Annotated in this window: 14 protein-coding genes; all 14 read left to right on the top strand. The window is 47.6% G+C overall.

Features of this window, described 5'->3' with window-relative positions; translation table 11 throughout:
- The 14 genes from bshA to NOM90_RS02700 all read left to right on the top strand — a co-directional run bounded on the left by bshA (nt 1) and on the right by NOM90_RS02700 (nt 16,356).
- Nucleotides 1–1,134, top strand: coding sequence for an N-acetyl-alpha-D-glucosaminyl L-malate synthase BshA (gene bshA / locus NOM90_RS02765; RefSeq protein WP_255939836.1), 1,134 nt, complete (start codon nt 1–3; stop codon nt 1,132–1,134).
- 6 nt (nt 1,135–1,140) lie between these two features.
- A complete protein-coding gene (locus tag NOM90_RS02760) occupies nt 1,141–2,421 on the top strand; it encodes a CCA tRNA nucleotidyltransferase (protein ID WP_255939834.1) in 1,281 nt (426 codons plus the stop codon).
- 14 nt (nt 2,422–2,435) lie between these two features.
- On the top strand, nt 2,436–3,440 hold the full coding sequence (locus NOM90_RS02755) for a biotin--[acetyl-CoA-carboxylase] ligase (RefSeq protein ID WP_370866556.1): 1,005 nt from the start codon (nt 2,436–2,438) through the stop codon (nt 3,438–3,440).
- A gap of 336 nt (nt 3,441–3,776) precedes the next feature.
- Nucleotides 3,777–4,706, top strand: a complete 930-nt coding sequence (panB, locus tag NOM90_RS02750; RefSeq protein ID WP_255939833.1) for a 3-methyl-2-oxobutanoate hydroxymethyltransferase — start codon at nt 3,777–3,779, stop codon at nt 4,704–4,706.
- A complete protein-coding gene (gene panC, locus NOM90_RS02745) occupies nt 4,703–5,617 on the top strand; it encodes a pantoate--beta-alanine ligase (RefSeq protein WP_255939831.1) in 915 nt (304 codons plus the stop codon). The genes panB and panC overlap by 4 nt, the downstream gene beginning before the upstream one ends.
- The gene (gene panD, locus NOM90_RS02740) at nt 5,610–5,993 is read left to right on the top strand and encodes an aspartate 1-decarboxylase (protein ID WP_255939830.1); all 384 of its coding nucleotides are present in this window, start codon (nt 5,610–5,612) and stop codon (nt 5,991–5,993) included. The genes panC and panD overlap by 8 nt, the downstream gene beginning before the upstream one ends.
- Nucleotides 5,994–6,207: 214 nt before the next feature.
- On the top strand, nt 6,208–9,072 hold the full coding sequence (gene dinG, locus NOM90_RS02735; RefSeq protein ID WP_255939828.1) for an ATP-dependent DNA helicase DinG: 2,865 nt from the start codon (nt 6,208–6,210) through the stop codon (nt 9,070–9,072).
- Nucleotides 9,073–9,095: 23 nt separating this feature from the next.
- Nucleotides 9,096–9,749, top strand: coding sequence for a redox-sensing transcriptional repressor Rex (locus tag NOM90_RS02730; RefSeq protein WP_255939827.1), 654 nt, complete (start codon nt 9,096–9,098; stop codon nt 9,747–9,749).
- Nucleotides 9,736–11,046 (top strand): amidohydrolase, encoded by a 1,311-nt coding sequence (locus NOM90_RS02725; protein ID WP_255939826.1) that lies wholly within the window; start codon nt 9,736–9,738, stop codon nt 11,044–11,046. The genes NOM90_RS02730 and NOM90_RS02725 overlap by 14 nt, the downstream gene beginning before the upstream one ends.
- Before the next feature lie 25 nt (nt 11,047–11,071).
- A complete protein-coding gene (locus NOM90_RS02720; protein WP_255939825.1) occupies nt 11,072–11,590 on the top strand; it encodes a DUF5590 domain-containing protein in 519 nt (172 codons plus the stop codon).
- Nucleotides 11,591–11,941: 351 nt separating this feature from the next.
- Nucleotides 11,942–12,487 (top strand): hypothetical protein, encoded by a 546-nt coding sequence (locus NOM90_RS02715; RefSeq protein ID WP_255939824.1) that lies wholly within the window; start codon nt 11,942–11,944, stop codon nt 12,485–12,487.
- Nucleotides 12,480–13,982, top strand: a complete 1,503-nt coding sequence (locus NOM90_RS02710) for an AAA family ATPase (RefSeq protein WP_255939823.1) — start codon at nt 12,480–12,482, stop codon at nt 13,980–13,982. The genes NOM90_RS02715 and NOM90_RS02710 overlap by 8 nt, the downstream gene beginning before the upstream one ends.
- Nucleotides 13,983–14,278: 296 nt before the next feature.
- Nucleotides 14,279–15,151 (top strand): 3-hydroxyacyl-CoA dehydrogenase family protein, encoded by an 873-nt coding sequence (locus NOM90_RS02705; protein WP_255939822.1) that lies wholly within the window; start codon nt 14,279–14,281, stop codon nt 15,149–15,151.
- Nucleotides 15,148–16,356, top strand: a complete 1,209-nt coding sequence (locus NOM90_RS02700) for an acetate/propionate family kinase (RefSeq protein ID WP_255939821.1) — start codon at nt 15,148–15,150, stop codon at nt 16,354–16,356. The genes NOM90_RS02705 and NOM90_RS02700 overlap by 4 nt, the downstream gene beginning before the upstream one ends.
- Nucleotides 16,357–16,365 lie beyond the last annotated feature (9 nt).

Raw genomic sequence — 16,365 nt, 5'->3', positions numbered from 1 at the left:
ATGAAAGACGTACTCAAAATAGGCATCACTTGCTACCCTTCGCTTGGGGGTTCGGGCGTAGTAGCGACGGAATTGGGCAAATTGTTGGCGGAAAAAGGGCACGAAGTCCATTTTATTACGCATAGCATCCCGTTCCGGCTAGGTGCTTTTCATAAAAATATTCATTACCACGAAGTGGAAGTCAGCGATTATTACGTATTCCGGTATCCGCCTTATGATTTATCGTTGGCATCCAAAATGGCTCAAGTGGTCAAACGCGAAAAACTCGATATTTTGCATGTGCATTATGCCGTTCCTCACGCGGTATGCGCGTATCTGGCGAAGCAAATGGTCGGAGAAGATTTGAAGATCGTCACGACGCTGCACGGTACCGATATTACGGTGCTTGGACAAGACGAGACGCTCAAAGATCTGATCGCGCTTGCGATCAATCGAAGCGATGCCGTTACGGCGGTATCGGCAGATCTGATCGGTCAGACTCGGCAAGCTTTGGATATCACGCGCGATATTGATCTGACGTATAACTTTATCGATAAAAGAGTGTATTACCCGCGCGAAGTCTCGACGTTGCGCAGTGAATTTGCGGCACCTGAAGAAAAGATTTTAATGCACATCTCGAATTTCCGTCCCGTCAAACGCGTACCTGACGTGATCGAAGTGTTCGATAAAGTGAACCGCGAAATGCCTTCGAAGTTGCTGCTTGTGGGCGAAGGGCCGGATATGCCTAAAGTCCAAAGCAAAATTCGGGAATTAGGGCTGGAAGACCGGGTTCATTTTTTGGGCAAACAAGATGAGATCGCTCAAGTCATTTCGCTTGCGGATATTTTGTTATTGCCTTCGGAAAAAGAAAGTTTTGGACTCGTAGCTTTGGAAGCGATGGCGTGCGGCGTTCCGACGGTCGGCTCAGAAGCGGGCGGTATTCCGGAGCTTGTGCAACACGGCATAACCGGGTACTTGGCTCCAATCGGCGACACTGAAGCGATGGCGTCTTATGCGATTTCGCTACTTAGCGACCCGGCGAAAAAAGCTGAAATGCGTGAAGCTTGCCTGGATCGCGCACATACGCAATTTTGCGATCAAAAAATTATGCGCGAGTATGAAGAGATTTATTATCGGGTACTTGAAACGGAGTGAAACGATGTGACGCAGTGGAAACATGCGGACTTCAAGCAAGCTCAGCTCAGTGAACATATTTTGCTGACGCTCGAAGCAGGTGGATATACCGCTTGTTGGGTAGGCGGCTGCGTCCGCGATGAATTAATCGGTCGCCCTGTTCATGATATGGATATTGCAACGTCGGCGACGCCGCAAGAAGTCGAAAAGTTATTCGAACGAACGGTTCCGACAGGGATCGAACATGGCACGATCACGGTCGTGATCGACAAAATTCCTTTTGAAGTGACGACTTTTCGCACGGAAAGCGAATATAAAGACTTTCGCCGTCCGGAAGAAGTGACGTTTGTTCGATCATTGGATGAGGATTTACAACGTCGCGATTTTACGATTAACGCGATTGCCCGATTGTCTGATGGATCATTGGTTGATCCTTATGAAGGACAAGTCGATCTACAGCGCAAAAAGATTCGTTCGGTCGGTGACGCCCGAGAGCGATTTCGGGAAGACGCGCTGCGTATGCTGCGCGGCGTTCGTTTTGCGTCTGTATTTGCTTTTGAATGGGAAAAGAGCACATGGGAAGCGTTGTTAGAGCTACGAGGCAATATGGCGTATATCGCAGCCGAGCGGATCCGCGTCGAATTGGAAAAAATGATAGCGGGCGCTCAGCCGACTTTTGGAATCAAGATGCTTGCAGACAGTAATCTGTTAGCGACATCGAAAATCAATTGGACAACAACGCAGTTGCAACATCCAATGATGCAACTCTTGGATAGATTGCCGGCTCAACCTGCGGAACTCCGCTGGGCAGCGCTGCTTCAAGCATTTGGAGTTCCCGGTGAACAAGCCGAAGCGTTGATGAAAAGTTGGACGTTTTCTGGGAGTTTTGCCAAATCAGTCTCGGTATTGATACGAATCGACGAAGCGATGAATAAGGTTAATGAGAGCGACGATGCACAACTTCGTTTGACTCTGGTTCGCTGTGTTCTGGATCATGGACGTGAATCGGTCAAGCTTTGGATTCAATATCGCGATCATCTGCAAGCGACAACCGATGACTCCGCTGATCTGATTCGGCAAGCAAGTACTTGGCTTAAATGGATTCCGGTAGATACGCCGCGCGATCTTGCGCTCAGTGGTAACGATATTGTCGCTGCACTTAAGCGTAAACCCGGCGCATGGCTGGGGATCTATATTCGTCGATTGTTGGAATCGGTGGCACTCGGTCATGTACAAAACGAACGAGCGGATTTGTTGAAGGCACTCGAAGAAATTGACGCAAACTTTGCAAAAGACGATAGCCGATAAGGAGGCGAAGACACATGACGGATTCTCAAAAGGAACCCAAACATCCGCTTTTATCGATGTTTGAAGCTGCTGACGGAGACTACGTATCCGGCGAAGAAATCAGCCGCGTGCTTGGCGTCAGCCGCACCGCTGTATGGAAGCAGATCGGGCGGCTAAAAGAAGCCGGGTACCGGTTTGAAGCTTCGCCCAAACTCGGCTATCGGCTTATGGCGTCTCATGCCGCGCTTCATGCGCAGCGTATCGAATCCGCATTAACGACGACTGTGTTTGGACGGCAACTGACCGTTTTGGCAAAGACTGACTCTACGCAGACCGAAGCCGAGAAAAAAGCGCGAGAAGGTGCGCTGGAAGGCACGCTCATTATCGCGGAAGAACAATCGTCCGGTCGTGGGCGGCAAGGTCGCGTTTGGCATTCTCCGCCGGGGCTTGGAATATGGATGAGCGCGGTACTGCGTCCGGAAGGTCCGCTAACAGCTGTTCCGCAGCTTACGTTACTCACGGCAGTTGCGGTATGCCGCGCGATTCGCGGTGTGACCGGTGTAGAAGCAGGCATTAAATGGCCGAACGATTTGCTGATAGACGGTCGAAAGCTATGTGGTATTTTGCTGGAAGCCGTCGTTGAAGACGGACGCGTAAGACACTGCATTATGGGCATCGGGATCGATGCCAACCTGGAAGAAACCGATTATCCCGAAGAATTACGCAGTAAAGTCACCTCGATCCGGCGTGAGTCCGGCGTTGATACCGATCGTTCGCTTTTGATCGCGGCTGTAATGAACGAATTTGAAATGTTATACAAGCTCTATAACGAAGAAGGTTTTGAACCCATTCGTCTATTATGGGAATCGCTTAGCGTCACTTTGGGACGCGAAATTGTGGTACGTGATGTACGCGGTGAACGCCGAGGTATTGCGCAAGGTCTAGGTCAGCAAGGCGAGCTGATGATCAAGACCGAAGATGGGCAAGAGATTCCTGTCTATTCAGGCGAAGTCGAATTTGATCCGAATCATAAAAGATAAAGAGTAGAGAATAACGCTTAGACGTGATTTCACTCTACACATTTGATATACTGACGATGTGGAGGCGGTATCGGCATTATGACCGAACTGCACTACCCATTAAGGATAAGTTAGGCACGATAATAGTTTGATCAGGCGAAATGTCGCCTAAGTACGCCCTGTAGTTCTGCTCTGAGCCTATCAAGGACCGAGACAGAAGGGAGAAGCGAATCCTTATATCCCGTTTCTTCTTTACCTTTCGGCCCTTTTGGTGACAGCAAAAGGCTTTTTGCGTTGGATGAAGTTGTAAGTTCTTTGCAAAATGCCTCCACTATTCCCAAAAAGGAGCCAACCTCAATGACAGTCAAGAAACCGTTAAACGTAGTGAAAATTCGAAAAATGAAGCAGCAAAAAGAACCGCTTACGATGATTACCGCTTATGATTATCCATCGGCAAAACTTGCAGAAGAAGCCGGTATCGATATGATCTTGGTCGGCGATTCACTGGGCAATGTCGTACTCGGATACGATTCGACGATTCCCGTGACATTAGACGATATGGTCTATCACTCCAGAGCAACCGCACGCGGAGCCACGCAGACTTTTATTGTAGCGGACATGCCTTTTATGACCTACCACGGAAGTATCGATGAGACGCTCAAAGGCGTACGCCGTTTGATGCAAGAAGGTCATGCTCACGCGGTCAAAATGGAAGGCGGACTTGAAATCGCCGACGCGGTCAAACGTATTGTCCAATCGGGCGTTCCGGTCTTGGGACATATCGGCTTGACGCCTCAATCGGTCAATACGATTGGCGGTTACCGCGTACAAGGCAAAGACGCCGCAGATGCGAAGCGTCTGATGGAAGAAGCCAAAGCTCTCGAAGCCGCAGGCGCATTCGCGGTTGTACTGGAGTTAGTGGCAGAAGAAACGGCTGCTATCATTTCGCGCGAACTATCGATTCCGACGATTGGCATCGGTGCAGGTCGACAATGCGACGGTCAAGTGCTGGTATTCCATGATGTGGTGAAGTACGCTTCGCCTTATATGGAAAAACGCTTCGTCAAAACATTTGCCAATATCGGCGAACAAATTCGCGGCGGTATTCAAGATTACGTCAATGAAGTCAAAAGCGGTGCTTTCCCTGCTGAATCCCATATATTTAAAGCGGACGACGGCGTAAGCGAATCTCTTGATTCGTTATACGGCGGAGGAACTTCCGAACCAGCTACACAGCAAAATCAATTACAAGCTGCCGATGAACAAAAGGTAGGCGCGAAGTCATGAAAATTGCAAAAACAATCACGGAAGCACGCACATGGATCGCTCAACTAAAAGAAGAACGTCGTAATCTAGGTGCAGACCCTAAAATCGGATTCGTTCCGACAATGGGCTATCTGCATGAAGGTCATGCAAGTTTGCTGCGCCGTTCCCGGCAAGAAAGCGGCATTTCCGTACTGAGTATCTTCGTCAATCCGATTCAATTTGGAGCCAACGAAGATTTGGATCGCTACCCGCGTAGCGAAGAAGCGGATCTACAGCTTGCGGAGCGCGAAGGTGTCGATCTTGTATTTATGCCTTCTGTCGATGAAATGTATCCGGAAGAACGAAAAACGACAGTAACGGTGACCGGTGTTACCGAGCGTTTATGCGGCGCTTCGCGTCCCGGGCATTTTGATGGAGTGGCGACGGTTGTCTCAAAACTGTTCAATATCGTTAAGCCGGATCAAGCTTTTTTTGGCGCCAAAGACGCCCAGCAGGTTGCGGTACTGCAAAAAATGGTGAATGATCTGAATATGGACGTGAAGATCGTCCCTTGTCCAATCGTGCGGGAAGAAGACGGGCTGGCGCTTAGCTCGCGAAACGTATATTTGAGTGAGGACGAGCGCCGTGAAGCTTTGGTATTGTCACGTTCACTTCAAACGGCAGAAGCTAAAATTCAGCAGGAGGCAGACGCGACCCCAGCTGAGATCGTCTCGGAAGTGACAGCTACGATTGAAGCTTCGCCTCTTGCTGTGATCGACTATGTTGAATTGCTGACGTTTCCGAATTTAAAGCCGCTTGATGATGATCAAACGATGAAATCTTTGCGTTTGTCGGAACAATCGATTATTTTGGCAGTAGCCGTAAAATTCGGTTCAACTCGCTTGATCGATAATCATATTATGAAGTTAAAGGAGGTTCCTTTGCATGTATAGAACGATGATGAAATCCAAAATTCACCGTGCGACCGTAACGGAAGCCAATCTGAATTACGTAGGCAGTATTACCATCGACCGTGATTTGATGGATGCGGCGGATCTGCTGGAGAACGAAAAAGTTCAGATCGTGGATAACAATAACGGCGAACGCTTGGAGACTTATGTCATTCCGGGCGAACGCGGTAGCGGTGTAATCTGCTTGAACGGCGCAGCAGCGCGTAAGGTACAACCAGGTGATACGGTTATTATTATTTCATACGCTTCGATGTCGAATGAAGAGGCATTGACGCATGAACCAAGAGTCGTATTCGTTGATGCTGGCAACCGTGCGGTCGAGACGGCGGCAAAAGAAGTCCACGCAACGATTCGTTAAAGACTGAAATCATCTGATTATACTGAAGATCGCCCAAGCGGCGGCTCCGGCAATCCTTGCTTTCGAGGATGGCTTGGAAGTCGCCGTTTGTGTTCGCTAACGGTGGGTGACAAGGCACTTTCTCTACGAACTTGGAAGTGGTGAAGAATTTCCCAAACTACGATTTCTCTGGTATGCTGGTAAGGAAAACCGATTGAAAGGATTTATCGACACCATGAAATTTGCCGTGCTGGATTTTGAAACGACAGGCACTCAAGCAACGGATGCGATCATTCAGATTGGACTCAGCGTAATCGATCACGATCTTGAGATCGTCGAGACGTACCAATCTTTAGTGAATCCCGGCGTCCCGCTTCCTTCGTTTATTTCCGAATTAACAGGAATTGAAGAAGCGCAGCTCGGCGAAGCTCCCGGGTTGGATGAAGCGATTCTCGGAATGATTCCGCTACTTGATGATGCCGTTCTGATCGGACATAATGTAGCGTTCGATTTTGGATTTTTACAGCGTGCACTCGATCAGACCGGATATTTGCCTTTTACCGGGCGTATTTTGGATACGATCGACTTGTTGCGTATTTTATACCCTTCGATTACAAGTTACCAATTGGGTGCTGTTGCTTCGCAATTTGGCGTTCCGCATGAGCGACCGCATCAAGCCGATAGCGATGCGTTAGCGACCGCGCACGTTTTTTTGGAGTGTTTGGAAGAAGCAAGGTCGCTTCCGCTCATTACGCTTCAACGAGTTGCCGAATTGCTACAAGGCGATAGCGATCTGGGTTGGTTCTTTCAGACGTTGGTCGAAGAAAAAGAACTTGAACCGCTTCCCGATGGCGGAGAATTCAAGTTTTATCGTCAATTTGCTTTAAAAGCAGGCGAATGGGCAGAAGTGCCTCCTGCACGGGAACTTCGAGACGGCAATCCGCTTGAAGATCTTTCGTTTGCCGATTTCCTGGAACAAGTGCAGCATAATTTGCGCGAAGAGCTTCCCGGCTATGAAGAACGTGAATCGCAAAATATCATGTTCGAAAAAGTGGAAGAAGCATTCGGTAGCGATAAGCATCTGCTGATCGAGGCAGGAACCGGCACAGGCAAGTCGCTCGGTTATTTGATTCCGTCTATTTACGAGAGTGTTCGTCATGATCGCAAAGTCATGATCAGTACGCATACGATCAACTTGCAAGAACAATTACGCGAACGCGATGTTCCGCTTTTGACACGCGTAGTTCCTTTTGAGTTTCGGGCATCCGTGTTCAAAGGTCGTCAGCATTATTTGTGTATGCGAAAATTAGAACAAAAAATCGATCGACGCGAATTTGTCCATCCTGCCGACGATGCGATGACCTCTGCCCAGCTTATCGTCTGGCTAACACGTACGCAAAGCGGTGATGACGAAGAGTTAAACTTGGGGATCGGACGTGGACAAGACTTTTGGGATACGGTTGCCAGTGAGACTGATTCTTGCCTTGGACGCGCTTGCCCATGGTTCCGCAGTTGCTTCTATTACCGTGCCAAACACGAAGCGACCATGGCGGACGTCGTCGTAACGAACCACTCCAAATTGTTCTCCGATGTCAAAGCCGACGATCAATTGCTACCGGCATATGATCGATTGGTCATTGACGAAGCGCATCATCTTGAAGATGTGGCAGGCAAGCATCTGGGTCTGAACTTGAAATACTTTTCGTTTGTTCATTCCATGACGCGTCTGTACAAAGATTCGAAAAACGGGCAATTATCGGCGCTGCGCCAGTTGCTTGGAAGGATCGGTCATGAGAAGAAAAACGATTGGACCCGTTCGATTGATGAGATTATTCCTGAATTGATCGATGCCAAAGAAAGCTGGGACAAGCTGACCGAACTGCTCTACACGCTACTTCCGCAAAAAGTTGATCCATCCGCACCGGAAGCGGGGCAGCATACGCTGCGGTTAACCGCCGGCGAATATCCAAAAGGTTGGGATACGTTATCAACACTGGAAGATCAGGTCTATGTGGGGCTTGGCGAAGTGATTCGCCGAGGCGAACGACTGGCTTCTTCGGTGAAAGAAGATAGCGGCGATTATACGGCGGAAGGCTTGGCGACCGATATTTCCGGCTTGTTCAAAGACTTGTCCGAAGCGAGAGAGTCGCTGCGATTCTTCATGCGGCTAGATGACGGAAGTACGGTGTATTGGCTAGAAGGCAGTTCGCAGTTCAAAAGCAAATCGCTCCAGATGTATGCCGTGCCGATCGATGTTAGCGCGCAGCTTCAGAAGCACTTTTTCGATAAAAAGAAAAGTATCGTGCTAACGTCGGCGACGCTCGCGGTAGACAAAAAGTTCGATTATATGATCGATCAACTCGGTCTTCGCGAAGCATCTTCGCAAAAACGGCTGTTAACCGAAGTGTTACCGTCGCCGTTTAATTACCGGGAGCAAGCCTTATTGATCGTTCCAAGAGATTTCCCAAGCGTAAAAGGGCAAACAGCCGACGCGGCATTTTTGGCGGCGCTCACCGATTCGCTTGCGCGAACGGCGATTGCGACGCAAGGACGGATGTTAGTGTTGTTTACGTCTTACCGGATGCTCCGCCAAGTATACGAACCGTTAAAAGAATTGCTGGCTTCATCGAGCATTTCGCTTATTGGGCAAGGGGTAGACAGCGGAAGCCGAAGCCGCTTGACGCGGCGTTTCGTTGAAAGTTCGCAATCTGTGTTACTGGGTACGAGCAGTTTTTGGGAAGGGGTCGATATTCCGGGCGATGCGTTAACTTGCTTGGCAATCGTACGTTTGCCGTTCCAACCACCTAGTCATCCGCTGCTTGAAGCCAAAAGCGAATTGCTGAAACGACAAAATTTGAATCCTTTTATCAAGTTGTCGGTTCCTCAAGCCGTTATTCGTTTCAAGCAAGGATTTGGTCGTCTAGTCCGTACCCGGCGCGACCGCGGGATTGTTATCGTATACGATACGCGCGTCATTGAATCTTATTACGGTAAGTACTTTTTATATTCGCTTCCGGGTCCTAAAATGGAACATATGGCTCTTGATCAGATTGTGCCGAGAGTAGAGCAGTGGCTAGAGCCGGAACAAAAAAGAGATTAATTTTTCCCTGGGAGGAAATTTGGATGAAAGCGGAAAAAATTTCGGAAGCCGTCGTTCGCAGACTTCCCGTTTATCTACGTCATTTGACTGAATTGCATAAAAGAGAAGTGTTGACCGTATCGTCGCAAGAACTGGGACAAAAGTTGGATCTGAATCCCGCGCAAATCCGCAAAGATCTTGCTTACTTCGGTGATTTTGGTCGCAAAGGGATCGGCTATGACGTTTCTTATTTGATCGAACAAATTCGCCATATTCTCAAATTGGATCGTCAGATTAATGTAGCTCTGATCGGAGCCGGTAATCTGGGACATGCGCTGTCCAACTACAATATGTATTTAAAAGAAAGCATGAAGATTGTAGCCGTATTCGATTCCTACACACCCAAAATCGGCAGCAAAATCAATATGTTGACGGTACAACCGATCGAAGAACTTAAAGGTACAGTGATCGAAAAAAATATACGCGTTGGCATCATTACAGTTCCCGACTCGGAAGCACAGCGTGTTGCTGATCAACTAGTTGCAGCGGGAATCGAAGCGATTTTGAACTTTGCGCCAACCGTACTTAAAGTCCCCAATGAAGTTCGGATTCATACCGCCGATTTCACGACGGACTTGCTGAGTTTGGCTTATTATCTCGAAAATGAAAAGGAGACCGAATCCCATGACAACGACTAATCATCCAAGTAAATGGATCATTCGAAATGGTGTATTTGCGACAGGAGAAGAAGGTGGCGTAATCAATGGCTGCATGGTGATCGATAACGGCGTAATTTCTTATATCGGACCGAATGAACCCGAAGATGCGCGCGATCTGCCGGCGGTAGACGGTAAAGGCTTGCTGTTCATGCCGGGTTTGGTCAATAGCCACGGTCATACCGGAATGTCGCTGCTGCGTGGTTATGGCGATGATATGGTACTTCAAGAGTGGCTACAAACGAAGATGTGGCCGATGGAAGCGAAATTCACGTCAGACGATGTGTATTGGGGCAGTTCGTTATCCGTTGTTGAAATGTTAAAAAGCGGGACAACCACATTCCTCGATATGTACGACCATATGGATCGAGTCGCGGAAGTGGTTGAAAAATCGGGAATTCGAGCTTCGTTGGCACGAGGCGTAATCGGGCTTTGTTCGGCTGAAGAACAAGATCGCAAGTTGAACGAAGCGATTGCGTTTGCTAAAAATTGGCATGGCGGAGCAGACGGACGTATCACAGTCATGATGTCTCCTCACGCTCCGTATACGTGCCCGCCTGATTTTATTGAACGTTTCGTACAAGCGGCACATGATCTGGATCTGCCTTTGCATACGCATATGTCGGAGACCGCAGCGGAAGTCGAGCAAAATGTGCGTGATTATGGAGTTCGTCCAGCGATTCATTTGGAAAAGCTCGGATTTTTCTCGCGTCCATCGATGTTGGCGCACGCGGTTCATTTGACCGATGAAGAAATCGAAATTCTCGCAGCGAACAAAGTTGCGGTGTCTCATAATCCGGGAAGCAACTTGAAATTAGCGAGTGGTGTAGCCAAAGTTCCGCAAATGCTCAAATCCGGTATCGTCGTATCGCTCGGTACAGACAGTGCAGCAAGCAACAATAACTTGGACATGTTCGAAGAAGTTCGCCTCGCAGCGTTGATCCACAAAGGCGTATCCGGCGATCCAACGGCTGTTCCTGCACTGGAAGCTTTGCGTATGGGCACGCTGTATGGTGCTCAGTCGCTGTATATCGAAAATTTAGGTACACTAGCTGCCGGAATGAAAGCGGACTTTATTGCGCTTGATACCGAGCAAGCTCATTTCTTGCCACGTACCGATTATGTATCGCATATTGTTTATTCGGCGGCAGGGCAAGATGTTCGTCACGTCTGGGTCGACGGTCGTCAAATCGTCAAAAACCGTGAATGTCTGTTCCTGGACGAAGAAAAAATCCGGTTTGAGTCACAAGCTGCTTTTGAAGGGCTTTTAACTCGATAAACCGAATACCGGGAGGAACGACTACGTGAGTAAGCGCGCAAAAATAATTTTGCTGGCGATTCTGATCGTTTTGATCTTGATTGCGGGCGTGTATCTGTATTACACGATCTCGATGCAAGGACGAATGAAAGAACGTAATACAGCGATTGCAGCCGCCCAAACGCAGGCTAAGCTCGTGGAAGTAGAGCGAGCCGATAAATGGGTATGGGGAGAAAATTCGATTTTTTGGGTCGTCATGGGTACGATGGCTGACGGCAAACAAGAATATGTATGGCTAAAGTACAATTCTGACGGTACGCCTGCCAAAGGCAATAATGCGGTGCGTACACTTCCTGTAGAAGGAACGGTTACGCGAGAGCAGATGCAAGATCGATTTGCAGCTGAGCTTCCAGAAGCTAAATTGATTCGTATGCTGCCTGGCGTATATCTCAATCAATATACGTGGCAAATTTTTTACGAACAAAATGATACGCGGTATTACCGATTTTATAATTTGAAAGACGGTAGTGCGGTCGGACAACCTTCGGCTTTACCAAAATGGTAGGAAGTCGACTTTCATCGATTCATACCTGAAAAGTAATACAAAAAAAGCCTTTCCCGCCTATAGGGAGAGGCTTTTTTTTAGATTTTGACGTGCGCATTTATTTTCAAAACCGTGCCGAGCAAGCATTTCAAAAAGAAGCTGCGAATTAGAAAATGAGAAAAGGGTGTGATATACTTAAATGCAATAAACGTTTAAATTGAAAGAATAGCAACAACGGGTCGCTTGAAATTCCTAAGATTTTAGAAAAGCCAAAAAGCATTTTCAAAGGAAAATGCTGAAAAATTTCATAACAGATGGATGCCATACTCTACTTCACGTCTACACAACCCGCAAGAAAAGGAGAAATGCCCATTGAAAATTCGTATATTGCCTACTGTCATTACCGCGACCTTGTCGCTGGTCCTTCTGCTTGGAGGATGGTTTATGTATCGCCATATGGCGCTTGAACGTCCTGTAGAAAAAATATTGGTGAATTACCCGGGCGTCACTAGCGCCCAAGCTCATATTACCCAGAAGCAAGCGGTATTGAAACTTGATTTGGAATCAAATGTTGATATTCGTGGATTAATGGCTCAACTTTCGAAAGAACAAGGCAATTTATTCGAAAATCGAAGCATTAAACTTGATATTGCCGATCACTCTACCCCAGAGATTGAAGATTTGTGGAATCAAGCTTCGTTCTCGGTCGCTGAAGCGATGGCAAATAAAAAATACACGTTAATTCCAAATACGTTATCGAAAATTCAAAATGAAAATAATGGCTATACCCTTTCTAGCGATATGGATGACCGCTATATATACGTGACTTTAAGTTCTTCTTCAGACAAAAAAGCGAACAAATATATTGTTTTGCCGCTGACTGCGGCGATCGGAACGGGAGGACAATCGAATGCCTAAATGGACGTTGGAAATTGCAATCGGTTTTGTAGCGGCACTCATCATTTTTCTCGGCATAATCGGAGTCAATATTATGCCAATCGCAATCATCGCATTGATCGGAGTCGGCGTTTTCGCTATTTTCAAAATGCGTGGAGGTTTGGCAGTCGGTGCAGCTCAAGACCGTAAACGCAAAAATCAAAAGCCGGAGAAGTTCACGTTCGAACAAATCGGCGGTCAAGACAATTCCAAGCAAGAACTTCGAGAAGCTTTGGATTTTTTGATCAAACATGAAGAAATCAAAAAGCTCGGCATTCGTCCACTTAAAGGCATTTTGCTCACAGGGCCTCCGGGAACAGGTAAGACGTTGATGGCAAAAGCTGCTGCGCATTATACCGATTCGGTCTTTGTTGCCGCATCAGGCAGTGACTTTGTCGAAATGTATGTCGGTGTCGGAGCCGGGCGGATTCGCGATTTGTTCAAAGATGCCCGTAACCGTGCAGCGCAAGAAAAAAAGCAAAGCGCGATTATTTTTATCGATGAAATTGATGTTATCGGCGGTAAGCGCGAAGGCGGACAGCAGCGCGAGTATGATCAGACGCTCAACCAACTGCTGACTGAAATGGACGGTATCTATAACAACGACGAGCCGCGCATTTTGGTAATTGCTGCTACTAACCGCAAAGAAATGTTGGATGCGGCGCTGCTTCGTCCGGGACGTTTTGACCGTCATATTCAAGTCGATCTGCCTGATAAAAAAGGACGCAAACATATTTTGGAACTACATGCGACAAGCCGTCCTGTATCGACCGAAGCGGATCTGGATCGTATTGCAGAAGAAGCTTATGGGTTTTCCGGCGCACAGCTTGAGAGCGTCATGAATGAAGCGGCAATCTATGCGATGCGCGAAAAAGAAGCGGTGATCAACCAGCAGCATTTATCGCGTGCGATCGACAAAGTGATGTTGGGTGAAAAAACAGACCGCGAAACGAGTGCAGACGAAAAACGCCGCGTTGCGATTCACGAACTTGGACATGCGATTATGGCAGAAGTTTTGCGCCCGGGAAGCGTAAGCCAGGTCGCGCTTAGCCCACGCGGACAAGCGCTCGGTTACGTGCGTCATAACCCGCAAAAAGAACAATACTTGTATACGAAGCAGTTCCTTGAAGAACAGATTATGATCGCACTTGCAGGTTCGGCAGCTGAAGAATTGTATTACGGCGGTCGCAGCACAGGCTCGCGAGGAGACTTCGAACAAGCGCTTGATTTGGTTGAAAATATGATCGTATCCGGTCTGACCGATCTGGGTATTGTGAGTCTCAAAATGCTGACGCAAGAAGAATTGATGAAGCATAACGATAAAATTTTGCGTGCTCTAACGGAAACAACCCGAAATGAACTGGAACGTTACCGTCAAGTCTTTGATGGTTCACTCGATATTTTGATGCATGAAGAAGTGCTTTCTGGTGAACAATTCCGCGCACAATTTCGTGAATTGACTCAATTGCCGGCTTAAATGATTGAAGGCAAGTGAAAGTGATCAAGATCGAGGGCTCCTGCACGTCAGGAGTTCTCTTTTTGTCGTGTACAAGCTTGCGAAATGGGTAAAAAGAAGTGTCCGTGTACAGTCGACAATGCGAATTTCGTCAAGGTTCACGATTTGTTCGGAATTTTCGAATATTTTTAAATTGCAATTTCTTTTTTACATTTCGGTTATGCTAAGATATGATTAGATGTTGGGAAAGCAAGATACTCATGTCGACTGTAGGAGTGGACAATCTTGCACGAGAGACCAGAAAGGATGAATACGAGATGAATTTTAAAAAAATAGGCGTCGTCGGTGGCGGCGTTATGGGACAAGGCATCGCAGAGATGCTTGCGTCCAGAGGACTGGATGTCCTGCTCGTAGAAAAAAATAACGACAAGCTGGATTACTCATACAGCATGATCGAAACGAGCCTGGATAAAAAGTTAGAAAAATGGGGCATTACGCCTGCGGAGAAAAAACTGACATTGTCGAGAATTTCGAAAGTGACTCACTTCGCGGAGCTAGGTTCTTGCGATCTGGTTATCGAGACGATCTCGGAAGATTTGGAAGCGAAAAAAGCGGTATTCGCTCAGCTTGACCAAGTATGCCCAAGTCATATCACACTTGCTAGTAACACATCCGCGCTCAGCTTGACTGAAATCGGCAGTTCTACACTGCATCCAGAGCGCGTTATTGGCATGCACTTTATTTATCCGGTAGCTTCGATCAATCTGGTCGAAATGATTCGTGGTCTGAAAACGTCAGATGCTACTTTCGAATCGACGAAACATTTTGTGGAAGAAACATTGGATAAAAAAGGCGTAACGGTATATGAGTCTCCAGGATTCGTAACGACTCGTCTGATCTGCACTCTTATTAATGAAGCTTTGCATGTACTTGAAGAAGGCGTAGCTTCCGCAGACGATATTGATGATGCAATGCGTATCGGATATCAATTCAACCGCGGTCCGCTTGAAATGTGCGACCGTTTCGGTCTGGATTCGGTACAAGCGGCACTCGAAGGGATGTTCCGCGAGTACGGCGATATCAAATATCGTCCGGCGATCATTTTGAAAAAGATGGTACGCGCAGGGCAGCTAGGTACAAAAACAGGTGAAGGTTTCTTCAAGTACGACAAGGACGGTGACAGACTATGAAAGTTCTCGTAATCAATTCGGGGAGTTCCTCGCTGAAATACCAATTGTATGACATGACAGATGAATCTGTGTTGGCAAAAGGTCTGGTTGAACGAATCGGGATGGATTCTTCGATTTTGACGCATAAACCAACCGGCAAAGACGAAGTCGTTGAAGTTAGCGAAATTTTGGAGCACAACACAGCGATTCGTAAAGTTATCGACAAACTGACAGACGGCGTACACGGTGTTTTGTCGAGCGTCGATGAAATCAATGCAGTCGGACACCGCGTCGTACACGGCGGCGAGTTCTTCAACGAATCCGCACTGGTGGACAAAGAAGCGAAAAAAAATATCCGTGCGCTGATCGATCTGGCTCCGCTGCATAACCCTGCGGCTGTAATGGGGATCGAAGCTTCGGAAATCAATATGCCAGGCGTTCCACAGGTTGTCGTATTCGATACGGCGTTCCACCAAACAATGCCTGAAAAATCGTATCTGTACGCGATTCCTCGCGTCTTGTACAGCAAATATAAAGTGCGTCGTTATGGATTCCACGGCACTTCGCATTATTATGTAAGTCTTGCGGCTGCCGAATTCTTGAATAAGCCGATCGAAGATCTGAAAATGATTACGGCGCATATCGGTAACGGTGGTAGCTTGACAGCGATTCAAGGCGGCGTTTCTGTCGATACTTCGATGGGCATGACTCCGCTTGAAGGTCTGATGATGGGCACACGTTCAGGCGACCTCGATCCAGCGATCGTACCGTATGTGATGAATAAAGAAGAACTGAGCGTAAGCGAAGTGAATTCGATGTTGAACAAACACAGCGGATTGCTTGCAATTTCCGGCGTGAGCAGCGATATGCGCGATATTACGGACGGATGGGAAAAAGGCGACGCTAATGCGACGCTTGCATTCGAAATGTACGAATACCGTCTGCGTAAATATATCGGTTCGTATGCCGCAGCGATGAACGGCGTAGACGTATTGATCTTTACAGCGGGTGTCGGCGAAAACTCGGCAATCGTGCGTAAAGTGGTCTGCGAAAACTTATCGTACCTCGGCATCGAAATCGATGAAGAGTTGAACAAAATCCGTTCTGGCGACGCACGTCGTATTTCCACACCGAATTCTAAAGTGGAAGTACTCGTCGTTCCGACGAACGAAGAGCTTGTGATCGCTCGCGATACATTCCGTATCGTGGAAGAAAACAAAGCGTAACTTATCAGG

The organism is Saccharibacillus sp. JS10 (assembly GCF_024436065.1).
Classification (GTDB): Bacteria; Bacillota; Bacilli; order Paenibacillales; family Paenibacillaceae; genus Saccharibacillus.
The sequence above is the reverse complement of the archived record's forward strand: the minus strand, read 5'-3'. Positions and strand labels throughout refer to the sequence as shown.

What these genes read in the sequence shown, in the direction of transcription:
- bshA (WP_255939836.1), top strand. Translation starts at nt 1, where the DNA reads ATGAAAGACGTACTCAAAATAGGCATCACTTGCTACCCTTCGCTTGGG.
- NOM90_RS02755 (WP_370866556.1), top strand. Translation starts at nt 2,436, where the DNA reads ATGACGGATTCTCAAAAGGAACCCAAACATCCGCTTTTATCGATGTTT.
- panB (WP_255939833.1), top strand. Translation starts at nt 3,777, where the DNA reads ATGACAGTCAAGAAACCGTTAAACGTAGTGAAAATTCGAAAAATGAAG.
- panC (WP_255939831.1), top strand. Translation starts at nt 4,703, where the DNA reads ATGAAAATTGCAAAAACAATCACGGAAGCACGCACATGGATCGCTCAA.
- panD (WP_255939830.1), top strand. Translation starts at nt 5,610, where the DNA reads ATGTATAGAACGATGATGAAATCCAAAATTCACCGTGCGACCGTAACG.
- dinG (WP_255939828.1), top strand. Translation starts at nt 6,208, where the DNA reads ATGAAATTTGCCGTGCTGGATTTTGAAACGACAGGCACTCAAGCAACG.
- NOM90_RS02730 (WP_255939827.1), top strand. Translation starts at nt 9,096, where the DNA reads ATGAAAGCGGAAAAAATTTCGGAAGCCGTCGTTCGCAGACTTCCCGTT.
- NOM90_RS02725 (WP_255939826.1), top strand. Translation starts at nt 9,736, where the DNA reads ATGACAACGACTAATCATCCAAGTAAATGGATCATTCGAAATGGTGTA.
- NOM90_RS02710 (WP_255939823.1), top strand. Translation starts at nt 12,480, where the DNA reads ATGCCTAAATGGACGTTGGAAATTGCAATCGGTTTTGTAGCGGCACTC.
- NOM90_RS02705 (WP_255939822.1), top strand. Translation starts at nt 14,279, where the DNA reads ATGAATTTTAAAAAAATAGGCGTCGTCGGTGGCGGCGTTATGGGACAA.
- NOM90_RS02700 (WP_255939821.1), top strand. Translation starts at nt 15,148, where the DNA reads ATGAAAGTTCTCGTAATCAATTCGGGGAGTTCCTCGCTGAAATACCAA.